The 13,946-nt window shown below is 59.8% G+C and carries 12 protein-coding genes; 5 read left to right on the top strand and 7 right to left on the bottom strand.

Annotated features, from left to right (window positions below):
* Positions 1–139: 139 nt before the first annotated feature.
* Genes ABNF92_RS13290 through ABNF92_RS13275 form a run of 4 tightly spaced genes read left to right on the top strand, consistent with a single transcriptional unit; the run spans position 140 to position 3,852 of the window.
* Complete coding sequence (locus tag ABNF92_RS13290; RefSeq protein WP_349342400.1) at positions 140–1,312, top strand: ABC transporter substrate-binding protein; 1,173 nt, start codon at positions 140–142, stop codon at positions 1,310–1,312.
* Between the two features lie 41 nt (positions 1,313–1,353).
* On the top strand, positions 1,354–2,328 hold the full coding sequence (locus ABNF92_RS13285) for a YVTN family beta-propeller repeat protein (protein ID WP_349342399.1): 975 nt from the start codon (positions 1,354–1,356) through the stop codon (positions 2,326–2,328).
* Positions 2,325–3,047, top strand: coding sequence for an ABC transporter ATP-binding protein (locus tag ABNF92_RS13280; protein ID WP_069181980.1), 723 nt, complete (start codon positions 2,325–2,327; stop codon positions 3,045–3,047). Before ABNF92_RS13285 ends, ABNF92_RS13280 begins: the two co-directional genes overlap by 4 nt.
* 1 nt (position 3,048) lies before the next feature.
* Positions 3,049–3,852, top strand: a complete 804-nt coding sequence (locus tag ABNF92_RS13275) for an ABC transporter permease (RefSeq protein ID WP_136629843.1) — start codon at positions 3,049–3,051, stop codon at positions 3,850–3,852.
* Positions 3,853–3,877: 25 nt separating this feature from the next.
* Here ABNF92_RS13275 and ABNF92_RS13270 read toward each other — a convergent pair whose 3' ends face one another.
* From ABNF92_RS13270 to ABNF92_RS13260, 3 genes are read right to left on the bottom strand one after another with little or no spacing between them, the layout of a single operon-like run.
* A complete protein-coding gene (locus ABNF92_RS13270) occupies positions 3,878–4,549 on the bottom strand; it encodes an ATP-binding cassette domain-containing protein (protein WP_069181982.1) in 672 nt (223 codons plus the stop codon).
* Positions 4,542–5,318, bottom strand: coding sequence for an ABC transporter permease subunit (locus ABNF92_RS13265; RefSeq protein ID WP_291904311.1), 777 nt, complete (start codon positions 5,316–5,318; stop codon positions 4,542–4,544). The genes ABNF92_RS13270 and ABNF92_RS13265 overlap by 8 nt, the downstream gene beginning before the upstream one ends.
* Positions 5,315–6,268: an ABC transporter substrate-binding protein gene (locus tag ABNF92_RS13260; protein WP_349342398.1), complete on the bottom strand. Its 954-nt coding sequence runs from the start codon at positions 6,266–6,268 to the stop codon at positions 5,315–5,317. The genes ABNF92_RS13265 and ABNF92_RS13260 overlap by 4 nt, the downstream gene beginning before the upstream one ends.
* A gap of 355 nt (positions 6,269–6,623) precedes the next feature.
* On the opposite strand from ABNF92_RS13260, the gene ABNF92_RS13255 reads away from it, so the two are divergent.
* Positions 6,624–7,301: a response regulator transcription factor gene (locus tag ABNF92_RS13255; protein ID WP_136629888.1), complete on the top strand. Its 678-nt coding sequence runs from the start codon at positions 6,624–6,626 to the stop codon at positions 7,299–7,301.
* A 54-nt stretch (positions 7,302–7,355) separates the two neighbouring features.
* Here ABNF92_RS13255 and ABNF92_RS13250 read toward each other — a convergent pair whose 3' ends face one another.
* The 4 genes from ABNF92_RS13250 to ABNF92_RS13235 all read right to left on the bottom strand — a co-directional run bounded on the left by ABNF92_RS13250 (position 7,356) and on the right by ABNF92_RS13235 (position 13,710).
* On the bottom strand, positions 7,356–9,617 hold the full coding sequence (locus ABNF92_RS13250) for a NahK/ErcS family hybrid sensor histidine kinase/response regulator (protein ID WP_349344091.1): 2,262 nt from the start codon (positions 9,615–9,617) through the stop codon (positions 7,356–7,358).
* On the bottom strand, positions 9,595–10,875 hold the full coding sequence (gene nosP / locus ABNF92_RS13245) for a nitric oxide-sensing protein NosP (RefSeq protein ID WP_136629842.1): 1,281 nt from the start codon (positions 10,873–10,875) through the stop codon (positions 9,595–9,597). Before nosP ends, ABNF92_RS13250 begins: the two co-directional genes overlap by 23 nt.
* 128 nt (positions 10,876–11,003) lie before the next feature.
* Positions 11,004–12,116 carry a porin gene (locus tag ABNF92_RS13240; protein ID WP_349342397.1) on the bottom strand — a complete coding sequence of 371 codons (1,113 nt, stop codon included), beginning with the start codon at positions 12,114–12,116 and terminating at the stop codon, positions 11,004–11,006.
* A 187-nt stretch (positions 12,117–12,303) separates the two neighbouring features.
* On the bottom strand, positions 12,304–13,710 hold the full coding sequence (locus ABNF92_RS13235; protein WP_349342396.1) for a WS/DGAT domain-containing protein: 1,407 nt from the start codon (positions 13,708–13,710) through the stop codon (positions 12,304–12,306).
* Positions 13,711–13,946 lie beyond the last annotated feature (236 nt).

The raw sequence follows: 13,946 nt of genomic DNA, 5'->3' as shown, positions 1-13,946 counted from the left end.
AGCGTCTCTACATCCATGCTAAAGCCGCCAGATTTCACCGGAATAGTTCTTTAGTACCGCCACTTTCCTACTTTCTGAATATTTCCGGGACTTTTTCCCTTCTCTAAGCTGGAAGCACAACAACAAACCGGAGAATCCCATGTCTTTTCTCACCCGGACAGCGGCCACATCACTGATCGCCCTGGTAGCAGCAACCCCGTTGAAAGCGGAATCGCTGGACGTGCGGATTGGCTATTTGCAGTGGGTGCCCGACCAGGGCCCGGTGCTGTCCAATGTGATCCCGGAACCTGAGGACGCCGGTCTGCGGGGCGCCGAACTGGCCATCAACGACAACAGCACCACCGGCAGGTTTCTGGGCCAGACCTACTCACTCCAGAACACCGTTGCTGATTCCGAAGAAGCGGCCATCGCGGCCTTTGATTCAATGCGCGAGAGCGGCCTGGAACTGTTCGTGGTGAATGCGCCGGCGTCGACCCTGAAAACCCTTACCGAAAAAGCCGGTGATAACACCCTGATCTTCAATGCCGGCGCCAAAGACGATGCCCTGCGTACCGGCCAGTGCCACGTCAATCTGCTGCACACCATGCCCAGCTATTCCATGCTCACGGACGCCCTCGGCCAGTGGCTGAATCAGCGACGCTGGGATGAGGTGTTTTTGATTACCGGGCCGACCGGCGCCGATAAGGGCTGGGCCGATGCCTTCCGACGTTCAGCCAAGCGCTTCGGGCTGGAGATTGTCGAAGACAAGCCCTGGACCTTTGACGCCGACCTGCGCCGAACCGCCTCCAAAGAGCTGCCGCTGTTTACCCAGGCCAGCGATTACGACGCGGTGGTGGTGGCCGACGTGCGCGGCGATTTTGGCGAGTACGTGCCCTTCAATACCTGGCTGCCGCGACCGGTGGTGGGCACTCAGGGCATGGCACCGGTCACCTGGCACCGGGTAGTGGAGAGCTGGGGCGCAGCGCAACTCCAGAACCGGTTCCGCGAGCTGGCCGATCGGAATATGAACAGCGAGGACTACGCCGCCTGGGCGGCCATTCGCGCCATCGGGACCGCCGTCACCGACCTGAACTCCGCCAATCCCGGCGAGATCCGGAACTTCCTGTTCAGCGACAAGTTCCAGCTGGCAGCGTTCAAGGGTCGCAAAGTCACCTTCCGGGACTGGAATGGCCAGATGCGCCAGCCCATTCCCCTGGTTCACCCCAGAGGGCTGGTGGCCACCGCCCCGTTCGAAGGCTTTCTGCACCCGAATACCGAACTGGACACCCTCGGCTTTGACCGGCCCGAGAGCGAGTGTCGGATCAACGGCTGACCCGCGGGTTGCCCATTTTCAAAACAAGAAGGAGTTACCCCATGAAAACCCTGTTCAAGCGCACCGCCCTGGCCGCCATGATCGGCCTGTCGACACCGGCGCTGGCCAGCCTGGCCTACGTCTCCAACGAGAAAGACAACACCCTTTCGGTGATTGATACCGAGACCCAGGAGGTGGTCGAAACCATCGATGTTGGCCAGCGGCCCCGGGGCATCCTGCTCTCCAAGGACTTTACCAAACTGTATATCTGCGCCAGTGACGACGACACGGTGCAGGTACTGGACCTGGCCACCCGCAAGATTGTGGACACCCTGCCCTCGGGCGAAGATCCGGAGCAGTTTGCGTTGCATCCGAACAACAAGCACCTGTACATTGCCAATGAAGACGATGCCATCGTGACCGTAGTGGACGTCGACACCAAGGATGTGCTGGCCCAGATCGACGTGGGCATCGAGCCGGAAGGCATGGCCGTGAGCCCGGACGGCAAGTGGGCGGTGAACACCTCCGAGACCACCAGCATGCTGCACTGGATCAACACGGAGACCTTCGAGATCGAGAAGAACATCGTCGTAGGTCAGCGGCCTCGCCATGTGGAGTTCACCAGGGACAGCAAGATTGCCTGGGCGTCTGCCGAAATCGGAGGCACCGTGCACATCATCGACGTGGACAACCTGGAGCAGATCCATGAGATGTCCTTCAAGGTGCCCGGCGTAAACCAGGATCGGGTCCAGCCGGTGGGCATTGAACTGACCTCCGATGGCAAATACGCGTTCGTGGCGCTCGGCCCCTCCAACCACGTGGCCGTCGTGGATGCCCAGACCTACGAGGTTCTGGACTATCTGCTGGTTGGCGCCCGGGTGTGGCAGCTGGATCTCGACAAGGACGAAAAGCACCTCTACACCACCAACGGCGTGTCCGGCGATGTGTCTGTGATCGACGTGGAAGACCTGAAGGTCATTAAATCCATCAAGGTAGGCCGCTACCCGTGGGGTGTGGTGATCGATCCAACCTCATGACCATTGAAGCGAGCAACCTCAGCTTTCGTTACGGCGACAAGCCGGTGCTCCGGGAGGTCAGCTTTGCGCTGACCTCTGGCCGTTTTCATGCCCTGCTCGGGCCCAACGGCGCGGGTAAGTCTACCCTGTTTGGTCTGCTCACACGGCTTCTGGCTCTGCAGCAGGGCGACATTCGGCTGGGTGGCCAATCCCTGAAAAAGCAGCCGGCCGAGGCCATGCGCCAGATCGGCGTGGTGTTCCAGCAGAACGCGCTGGACCTGGACCTGACCGTTCGCCAGAACCTGCAATACCACGCCGCTCTGCACGGGCTGTCCCGCAAAGAAGCCAGAGCCAGGGGTGATCGGGAACTGGAACGCTTCAACCTGCTGGAGCGCGCCAAAGATGCCGTCCGCCAGCTCAACGGTGGCCATCGCCGGCGAGTGGAAATCGCCCGGGCTCTCCTGCATGAGCCCTCGCTGCTGTTGCTCGACGAACCCACGGTGGGCCTGGACGTTGCAAGCCGCAAGGCGCTCAACGAACACGTTCGAACGCTGTGTGAAGAAGACGGCCTGACCGTACTCTGGGCCACCCACCTGATTGAAGAAGTTCGCGCCGACGACCGGGTACTGATCCTGCACCAGGGCCAACTGCTGGCTGACGGTAATGGCCAGGCCATCTGCGACGCCGAAGGCACCCGCGATCTGGCCGAAACCTTCCACGCCCTGACCGGAGCCGGTTGATATGAAAGCAGCTCACTACTGGCACTGTTTTGTAGGTATCCAGACACGGGAATGGCTGCGCTTCTGGCAGCAGCGCACCCGCTTTGCCAGCGCTCTGGTCCGGCCACTGCTCTGGCTGGTGGTGTTCGCTGCCGGGTTCCGGGCGGTGCTGGGCATTTCCATCATCCCGCCCTATGAAACCTACATCACCTACGAGACCTACATCGCCCCCGGGCTGTGCGGAATGATCATCCTGTTCAACAGCATGCAGGGTGCCCTGTCCATGGTTTACGACCGGGAACTGGGCAGCATGCGGGTGCTGCTGATGAGCCCCCTGCCCCGGCCTTTCCTGCTGGTCACCAAACTGCTGGCTATGGGTGTGGTGTCCATCGGGCAGGTGTATGTGTTTTTGCTGTTGGCTCTGCTGGTGGATGTCGAGCCGCCGTTGTGGGGCTACCTGGCGGTGTTGCCGGCGCTGATTCTGACCAGCCTGATGCTGGGCGCCCTGGGGCTGCTGATCGCCACGTGGATCAAGCAGTTGGAGAACTTTGCCGGGGTGATGAACTTTGTCATCTTCCCGATGTTCTTCATGTCTTCGGCGCTCTATCCGCTCTGGCGCATGAACGAGGCCAGCCCCTGGCTGTACTGGATCTGCCAGTTCAACCCGTTTACCCACGCGGTGGAGGCGATCCGGTTTTCCCTGTATCTGGAGTGGAATCCGATGGCTTATGGGATTACCGCAGGTGTGACTGTTTTCCTGGCGTTTTTTGCCACAGCCGGCTTTCGTCCGCAACGCACGAAAATACTGGGCGGGAAGCCCGCATAATGCCCGAAAGCTGACTTACACGGATTCAGGAGCCGGCCAAATCCAGGCCACGAAGCCTGCCAAGCAGCCCGTCGACCAACCCGGGTTCGCCTACCGAACTATCCCACTGTAACTGAGCGGGCTTGCCGTCGAGATACCACAGACGGTTCGCCAGGATCTCCGCATCCCCGCCATCATGGGTAACGCAGATCATCGCCATATCCGGATGCGAATCCAGAATCCCGGCTATCAGCGCCTTGAGTTCACCCGCCATGACCGGATCCAGTGACGCAAACGGCTCGTCCAGCAGCAGCAAGTCAGGTTTCACGGCCAGGCAACGGGCCAGTGCCGCCCTTCTGGCCATTCCCAGGGAGAGCTGATCCGGCAGGTAATCGCCGTAACCCGACAATCCCACCTGTTGTAACAAGCCCTTGGCCTCCTCTTCGCTGGCGCCAACCAGCCTCAGATTCGCATCCAGACTTCTCCACGGCAGCAGACGATGCTCCTGGAACAGATAGCCCACCCGAAGTTTGTCGCGCCCAATAACCGCCTCCTGTGGAACCGATTTGTCGAGACCGGCAATGGCGTTCAGCAGTGTGGTCTTGCCGATACCCGAAGGTCCAAGCAGGCAGATGCGGTCGCCTCGATCGATGGTGGCGAACACCTCGCCAAGCACCGGCTGGCCGAAATCACGGCCGGCGATTCTGAGTTCAAGCATGGGCCGCCTCCGGCTGACGCCAGCGACTGGATCGACGCTCGAGGGGCTGCAGGATGGCCAGTTCGATCAGCTGAACAACGGCTATGAAGGCCAGGCTATAGGCCAGAATGGCGGCCACGTCGAATACCTGAAACGCCATGTGCAGCTGGAAGCCGACGCCGCTGGAGCGGCCCAGAAGTTCCACCACAAGAACAATCTTCCAGATCAGGGCCAGACCACCCCGGGTGGCGGCCATGAGGTAGGGAAACAGCTGCGGCACCCACACTTCGCGCAACCGTTGCCAGCGGGTGAACTGGTACACGGTGGCCATTTCCTCAAGCCGGTAGTCGAGGCTGCGGGCGCCTTCGCGAACCGTCACCGCCACGTTGGGCACTTTATTGATCACGACCGCCATCACGGCAGCCACTTCCACCAGGCCGAACCAGACATACATAAGGATGATGGTGACCAGCGCCGGCAGGTTGAGTAACAACACCAGCAAGGGATCGAACAGGGCATTGGTGGTTTGTGAACGGCCCATCACAATGCCGATGGCAGTGCCAATAACCATGGCCAGAATAAAGGCGACCAACACACGGGCGAGGGTCGCGCCCAGATGATTCCAGAGCTCGCCTGTCGCCGATTCCCGAGCCAGGGTGTCCAGTACACTCAGGGGCGTTGGTAGCAGAGGCGACTGAAGTAGCCAGGCGGTTATCGCCCAGAGCACAACAAAAGAGGGCAGAACTATCCAGTAGCTCCATAGCGGCGGGCGGCCGACTCGGCCTTTCACGGCTGGCTCCGGTAAAACAGAGAAGCCGGCATAAGGTTGTTCGGGTCGGCGCCGGTGAGGGTCATCAAACGCTGCAGGTCCGCGATTCGCTGGTCTGTTTGGGGCGCAGGAGTCCCGGCGACGAAGCCCTCGCGCAATGCCGTGAAGATGCCATCTTCAGGATTACCCATCAGGGGACGCAAGCGTTGCCAGTGTGATTCACTGTTCGACAGCTCGGCTTTGGCCTGTTGCAGGGAGGCTGCGAAACCATCAATCAGGGGGCCATGCTCTTGCGCCCAACGTTCTGAAAACACATATCCAAGCACCGGCAGGTTGCGATCCAGATCCAGCTCCGTGAGCAGATCGGCCATGCTGAAGGCCGACCGCCAGCCACCCTCACCCCGGAGCCGGGCTGCGAAATGCCAGTAGGTGACAATCACGTCTACTTGCCCCCGCTTGAGAGCCTGACTGAGCAGCGGCGGCGCAGCGAACTGGATCTCTGCGGATTCGTCCAGGTTGATGCCCTGCCGCTGTGCGACTTTCTGAAGCAGTACCCAGCCTTTGCTGTCCGGCCCGCCGGCAACGCCGATGCGTTTGTCCGCCAAATCTACCACCGAGCGGATCGGGGAGGCATCGGCGACAACGATATCGCCGATCTGGGATGAAAAAGGCACATAGAGGTACTGCGCTCCTGCCTGGAACCGGGACTGCGCCCACAGCAGGTCGGCCACGGCGCCATTCACCGAACCGCTGGTGACCGCCAGCCTGGATGCGGGAAGGTTTGCAACCGGTTTCAGCTCCAGACGATAGCCATTCTCCCGATCCAATCCCCGATGCAGTATGTGGTCAAGCTCCCAATGGGCCGTGCCGAACTGCAACACGCTGACCGACAGAACGGGCAGCTCCGAGGCTCTCGCCACCGCCTGAGCACCACCTGCGAGACTGAAGATAAGGCACACCAGGGCGGCCACTCCCTTTTTGATCCAGCGGTCGGCAAAAAAGGGTTGGGAGACTGGTGTTTTTGTTGGTTGTAGGCACATGGCTTCACGATACGAAGCCCATAGCCCGGCAAGAATAGTACTTTGGTGCCTGTTTTTTGGTGCGATGGTCGCATTCAACCCGAGACCAAGATGGCGTGTAATGAAACCATCACAATAATAAACAGAGGATCGGACCCGACTCCGGCGATTCTCTGCACAGGAGGCCGCCATGCTGAACGAGCTCGATGCCGCACTCTCTACCGAAAACTGCCATCATGCTTCCGAAAACCGCTATCATGATTCGGAAAAGATACCCGATACTGAAAACAAACAGGTAGACCCATCCATGGAGCCGGCTTACAAGATTCTGATTGCCGACGACCACCCACTGTTTCGTGAGGCCATCAGCAGTGTTATCGCTTCTGGTTTCGAAGGCAGCGAGATCATTGAAACCGACGATCTGGACAGCGCCCTGGATCTTACCCGTGAAAATGACGATCTGGATCTGATCCTGCTGGATCTGAACATGCCGGGCATGCACGGTTTGAACGGCCTGATCACCCTGCGCAACGAAGCCCCGACCATTCCGGTGGTGATTGTCTCTGCCGAGGAAGACAAGCAGGTGGTGCTGCAAGCGATTACCTACGGTGCCTGCGGGTTTATTACCAAATCCTCGCCCCGGGCCCAGATGACCGAGGCCATCCAGCAGATACTGAACGGCAATGTCTACCTGCCCTCGGACATCATCCGAACCGGCAAGGAAAGCAATACCCGGCGCAGTCGCAATGAAGACAACCCGATTTCACCGGAGCTGCTCAACTCCCTGACCCGCCGCCAGCTACTGGTGCTCGAGCGCATGTCCAAGGGCGAATCCAACAAGCAGATCGCCTATAACCTGAACATTGCCGAGACCACGGTGAAGGCCCATGTGTCGGCGATACTGCGCAAGCTGGGGGTTCACAACCGGGTGCAGGCGATTCTGTCTGCCAGTGATGTGGATTTCAGTCAGTATCTGAAGCGGTAGGGTGGCGTGTTTGTCGGGTTAGGCGCAGCCGTAACCCGACACCTACCTCCGATCTCAACTTCTCAGCAGATGACTCAACGCACTGCGCAACTTCAGGGGCTTCACCGGCTTGTTCATCAACAGGTGCCCGAGTTCCCGGATATGCTGCTTGAGTTCGTTGGTGTAGTTGGCGGTAATCATCACCACTGGCGCCGGACATCTCCGGCGCCCATTGATCTCCGCAACCACATCGACGCCGTTTTCATCGTTGTCCAGATGGTAGTCCGCCAGGATAAGGTCCACCGCGCTGCTGGCCGGGTCCAACTGGCGCTCGAGATCCTCCAGGGACACTGCCGTCACCACCTGGCAGTCCCACCCCTCGAGCAGCGTTTTCATGCCCTGGCAGATCGACTGGTCGTTATCGATCACCCAGATCCGGGCCCCGCCAAGACCACTATCGAAAGGCACGGCCCGGTTCTGGTCGGCCGTCGGTTGCCGGGGCTTCAGTTTGCCGACCGGAACTCGAACACTGAAGACTGAGCCCCTGCCCTCGATGGAATTCACCGTCACCTCGTGTCCCATCATTCGGGAGATTTTGTCCACGATGGCCAGGCCAAGTCCAAGGCCTTTATCGGGTTGTGAGCCGGACGGGCGGATGCGTTTGAATTCCTGAAAGATCTCGGTGAGCTTGTCTTCGGGAATACCGGGGCCGGTATCCCACACCTGCAAAAGCACATGATCCTTTTGCCGACGAACGCCGAGCAGCACCCGGCCATTGCCGGTATAGCGGATGGCGTTGGTCAGGAAATTCCGGAGAATTCGCGCCAGCAACTGGGAATCCGACTCCACGATCGCCGAGCTGGCAACAAAGTCCAGTTGCAGGCCCTCGGCCATGGCCATCTGCCGGAATTCCCGGGCGATATTGTTGAGCAGATCGCGTAGATCGAAGGCGGTGACATCCGGCTTGATCACGCCGGCATCGAGCTTGGAGATATCCACCAGGGTGCCCAGCAGGTTTTCGACATCGTCCAGCGAGGTGCTCACCGACCGGACCAGGCCTTCCGCCTTGGGCCCGAAAGACTGTTCCAGCAGCGCACTTGTGAACAGGCGCGCTGCATTCAGAGGCTGCAGCAGGTCGTGGCTGACCGCAGCCAGGAACTTGGTTTTCGAGAGGTTGGCCCGCTCGGCCTCCAGCTTGGCATCCCGAAGCCGTGCCTCCACAGCAGCCCGCTCGGTGATTTCCTGGCGCAGCTGACTGTTCAGACCCGTGAGCGCCGCAGTACGTTCCTTCACCCGCCGTTCCAGGTTGTCATAGGCCTGTTCCAGTGCCAGTGCGGTCTTCCGGCGGTCGGTGATGTCCCGGATCAGTACAAAGAAACCGATGATGTCGCCCTGCTCATCGAAGTTCGGCACATAGGAGCGCAGCATATGGCGCACCTCACCCTGCTCTCCGGTCTCCTCGAACTCAAAAGTGACGTTGTGGCCGTCCATGACATCAAGAATCTGGGGAAGTAACCGCTGGTAGAATTCCGGCGAATGGACCTCGTTGAGCCGTTTACCCAGTGGCGACTCGCCTTTGCGCCCGTACCAGGAGGCATAGACCTTGTTGCAGAACTGGATGGTCATGTCGGCCCCGATGTAGGCAATCAGCGCGGGAACATGGTCGGTCACCACCCGGATCCAGCGCTCGCTCTCTTCCAGCGCCTTGATCCGCCGGGCCATTTCGCTGTTCTTCACATCGGTGATGTCGGAGTAGAGCACGACCAATCCACCTTCCCGGGTCGGTCTCTCGGTCACCTGAACCCAGCGGCCGTTGGCCAGCAGGAACACCACGCCTTCCGAGTCGGGGTGGCTGTGCTCCTCGAGAACCAGACCGCAAGCCACCGCCTGCCGCTTCACCTCTGAAATCCGGGTACCCTGGCCCGGCGCATCAACGCCGGCGTGGCGCCAGTAACTGCGGAACCGGCTGTTGCTCTGGATCAGGCAATGCTGGTTATCGAACAGCACAAAGCCATCGGCAATACTCTCGATGGCGTCGCTCAGTCTCTGACGGGTGGTTTCGGCTTCTTCCCGGGCGCGGTTCAGGGCCTTGTTGCTGCCCTTGAGCTGGTCCATGGCCTGATTCAAAGCCTCGGTTCGCTCGCGAACCTGCTCGGCCAGTACCACCGAGTGTTCAAAGGCGGCATAGGGCTCCGGCTTGTGGGCCGAGCCGGACTCCACCCGAACAATCAGAGCATCACGAATCCGCTTCAGGCGCTCGTTCTCTGCCTCAAGCTCGGCAATCCGCCGGTCCCGTTCGTCCTCGACGGGTGCTTCAATCTTGTCCGGAACGGACATCAGGCTGGCCAATGACCACCCCCGTAAACGTCTGGTTGATGTGCATACCGTCGAACTGCTCGCCGTAGGTATTAAAGCCAATCACATTGTGGTGGCGGAGGAACTCCGAGACCGCCTCCACCTCGCCGGTCAGCTCTGCCTCCAGGCGCCTCAGAAAGCAGTCGCAGCCGATAGTGACCAGGGGCGGCCCGACGACCTTCTCCGCCGCCTCGATCTGCGTGCGAACGCTGTCCAGCAGGGATTCCGGCTCCATGGCGGTCATTACAATCCCGGTTTCCACCGCACAGTAGAAGGTCAGGCTCTTGTCCGGGTTCACCCGCTGCACCGAGCGGACAAAATAGTGGCCGCCGATTTTCACGCCCATTGGCCGCAGCGCGAACACCTTGCGATCCAGGGCATCAACATCTACACCTACCGCCCGGGCATAGGCATCGGCCGCCGGCTCGGCATTGAGCTCGTACACCGTGCGGCTTTCCGCGCAGGCGTCCGTCACTACCAGCTTTTCACGACGCTCAACCATGTGGTGTGTGGAAAACACCCGGAAATCCAGTGGCGTGTTCACCAGCAATACCGTGGCGGCTCCGGTATGGAACTCGCCATCAAAAAACACATGGGTGTTGGCCAGGCGTTCATCGTCGCCGGCGGAACCGCCAAACTGGGGAATGCTGCCAAGGGCCGAGTTGAGCGTTGCCAGCACCAGCTCTTCACGGCTGGACAGGCCGTCCAGCAGCGTGATGGCAAAGGTGTTGCCCTTGACCGGTGCCAGCCTGGCATCCCGGCAAGTCGAAAGCAGGCCGTCGATCACGCCCTGGGCATCCTGCAGGGTGAACCGGTCCAGTTCGCGGATCAGCTCACAGTCGATGGCGAAATAGCGGCGGTCGAATCCGATGGCGGTGATGCATCCACGCCCATAGCCCTCCGGGGTGATCTCCCCGGCGGAGGTGCAGCCGCAGACGCGCACGCCCGGAAAGCTGTGTTCAAGGGCACTACCAAGTCGACCCAGGTCGTACTCCGCTGAACAGAAGAACAGCACACAGCCAAGGTGCTCGTGGCTGAGCTGGCTGGCGAGATTGGTAGCGGCCAACATCGGATCGCGAACACTGGAGCTCGCTACCCGGACCGCGGGCAGGGTCGTCGCTGGCTTCATAAACGCAGATCCCGAGAACGGATGACTTTTCACCGATTCTACGGCATCCGTAAACGCAGCCAATGCGACTTCAGTGCTTTTAATGGGCGCGCCAAAATGATCGTAAGCCATTGATTAAAATGCCTCCTGAATCAATGTCTGATGGCGCTGCCGGTTTCCCTTCAGGCAAACCGGCACTTTAGTCTTAGACAAACCGGCGCGGCGAGCGGCCTCCTGCCACCCGCAACGCCGGATAGTGCTTAGAACATCACGATGGCGCCAAGGGCGATGGTATCCGCCTCAGTGGTAGTTGCACCGGTGGTGCGGTTGTTGTCTTCGTACATGTTGTACTCGGCCACCAGCTTGAAGTTGCTGTTTACATCATGGAAGAACCCGATTGTTGTGTTTTCAGTTTCCAGATTCAGAATTTCAGCATCAGTTTCGCCATAGGAGAGCACAATGCGATTTGCGCCAAAGGCGTAGGAGCCTTGAACAAGGAAACCGTCTGCATCGTCTTCTGTAACAGCCCCGTTAACGATCAGAACCGGGTTATCCCCCTTGGAGGTAAAACCGGACGCTGCCAGGGTCAGTCCAGCAACCGACGCCTTGATGCCGTAGCCAAGGCCCGTGCTGTCGATGGTGGTGGTGCCATTCTCGGCGGACTGGTAGCGGCCGTTCACCCAGCCGGTAAGAGCCACATCGTTCAGGTTGGCGCTGTAGGTTACCTCGGACTCGAAACGGGGCGCTGAGTTTTCATCGTTGGCGCCAGTCACTGTGTCGGCGGGATCCAGCACACCGGCCGCGATCTTGAGGCCACTCATGTCCGGCGAGCGGTAGGTAATCTGGGCGGAGGGTGTCGGGTATGGATAGCCTGCGCGAATGTTTCCGAAGGAAACGCCACCGGCAACGCCCGGGGAGCCGAAGCCCATCAGGATTTCATCGAGGAAAATGTTGGAGCGGGCGTACAGACCGAAGTCCTTACCGATCAATACCTGGCCAAAATCTCCATCTACCGTGGCATAGAACTGACGCACATCGATTTGTGTATCTGTGGCGGTACCGGCATCGGCACCCAGGCTGTCATTGATGGTGGTCCAGAACGAGGAACGTCCGCCCAGGGTCAGATCACCCATGTCCTTGCTGAAATTGAAGCCGATGGTGTTCGGCAGGAAGCCCATCTTGATACGGGAATCGCGGACATCGTTCTGTTTGTCGTCACGGTTCACATAGAACGCGTTGAAGTAGCCATCGACGGAAAAGCTGGTGCCGTCCTGGTTGTAGAGTTCCACAGCGGCGTTGGCACCTGCGCTTGCACCCATGGCCGCGGCCATGGCAATGGCCAACCCTGACTTTTTGAGATTGTTGTTTTTCATAGTTCCCCCGGTTGTTTTTGGAAATCTGGGATCGGAGGCCCGGGTTATCCGGACTCTCGAGGCGCGGTCTGTCGCCTGAATTCCATGGTCGGTGATGCAGGGGAGAGGGAAAATGCTTCCAGGGAGCAGGTTTTCTGCTCATTTGGGAGGCACTTGAAATGAAACTTTGGGAGTACGACCAGGCGAATCAATCGCCGGGGAACTGGGCCAGTTCCTGCAGGCAGTCGTTAAGGAAGTCTTCGGGATCGGCCATCACCGCCTCATCGGCCACGACGCCAAACTGTACCTGGCCGGCGTAGCTGACAATACTGATGCCCAGGCCGATGTCGCCGGCCTGGGGTACCCAGAACATCTGCTCAGCAATCCGGCAACCAGCAATGTAACGGGGTTCCGGGGTGCCCGGCACATTGGACACCACGGCACTGGCCTTGCGGTAGAACACCTCGGCCAGGGGCTCCCGCCAGGGCTCCGGTACGACAGTCGCACTTGCTGCCAGCCCCCAGGCAATGCCCGGCTGCCAGCTTTTCTTCAGGCGGCGGGTTTCATGCTTGATCCGGTACAGTCTCTCAAGGGGACTTTCGCCATCCACAGGCAGAGGCACAAACACCGTACCGAAGTAGTTGCCCAGGGCACCGGGAGTTGGCTTGAGCTCCTCCGGCAGGCGGCTGCGAATATCCACCGGTACGGCGGCATGCAGCACGGCTTCATCGAGGTCCTCGCCTTCAATGCCCAGGCGGGTTCGCACAGCCGCGGCTACACAACTCAGCAACACATCGTTGATGGTCACGTTGGTGATTCGGGCAATGCTCCGGAAACGTTCCAGAGGCACAGGTTCCGACCAGCGACAATGCCGTCGCCCGAGCAACGGGCGCCGGAGGTCGGTGTCTGAATCCTCCGGCTCCACCAGAAATTCCGAAAATTCATGGACCAGCTTGAGACTGTTCTGGGCAACCCGCTCCACCAGCCGGCCAGCATCCTGCCACTGGTTACCACCGGATTCATCGGCTCCTGCACCGTCATGGAGTTCTTCCCGGGAATCCCCGGAGGCCATCAGTTGACCGAGCCAGACCTTTGCCGCAGCGGTCCAGCGTGACAGCTCCGAGGTCTCGGGTGCGCCGTAGATGGCCGGATGCTGCTGGGGGGAAGGCGGACAGAGGCGATCAAAAATCCCCAGCAAGGACAGGCCATCGGCGTAACAGTGATGAATACGCAAAAGGAGCACCGCCCCGCCCTCGGCATTGGGCGCCAGCCAGAATTTCCAGCGTGGGCGATACATGGGCAGAGGCTGGTTCAACCGCACCGACACCCATTCCTGCAGGCTTTCCGGAGTGAAACGATCTACCACCACGTCAAGATGGTGGCGGACATCAAACATGGGGTCTGGCTCCCACCACCAGGCAGGCGAGCGCTTGACCGGCATGTACCGGAAACGCTCCCAGGCCATCCAGTACACACGGAGGAACTCCCGGAAACGGGGTGCGGTAAGACCATCAACCCGCAGCATCACGGTGATGGTCATGGGATTTTCCGGGCGTTCCAGGGCCAGCCAGGCCGAATCCGCAGGTAGCAGGAGATGCGATTGTTCGTGACTCAAACCCGAACGTCCCTGGAAAAGTGGTGGAGGTAAGTAAAAACCGAACTCCGCATTGTGCCAGACAAGCCCCGTCGGCTCCATATCAGGCACCAGCGCACGCTGTTACAAAAAATTACACGTGAGTAACTGTTCAGTCCTATACTGGTTATAAGCCTTGGTGCCATGGTTATTACACGCTGCCGATCCGTGATCGATTGGCCCTGAGACATCAAAAACTCTGCACTCAGAGCCAGTAA

Source organism: Marinobacter sp. MMG032, from assembly GCF_040112695.1.
GTDB lineage: Bacteria > Pseudomonadota > Gammaproteobacteria > Pseudomonadales > Oleiphilaceae > Marinobacter > Marinobacter salsuginis.
The sequence above is the reverse complement of the archived record's forward strand: the minus strand, read 5'-3'. Positions and strand labels throughout refer to the sequence as shown.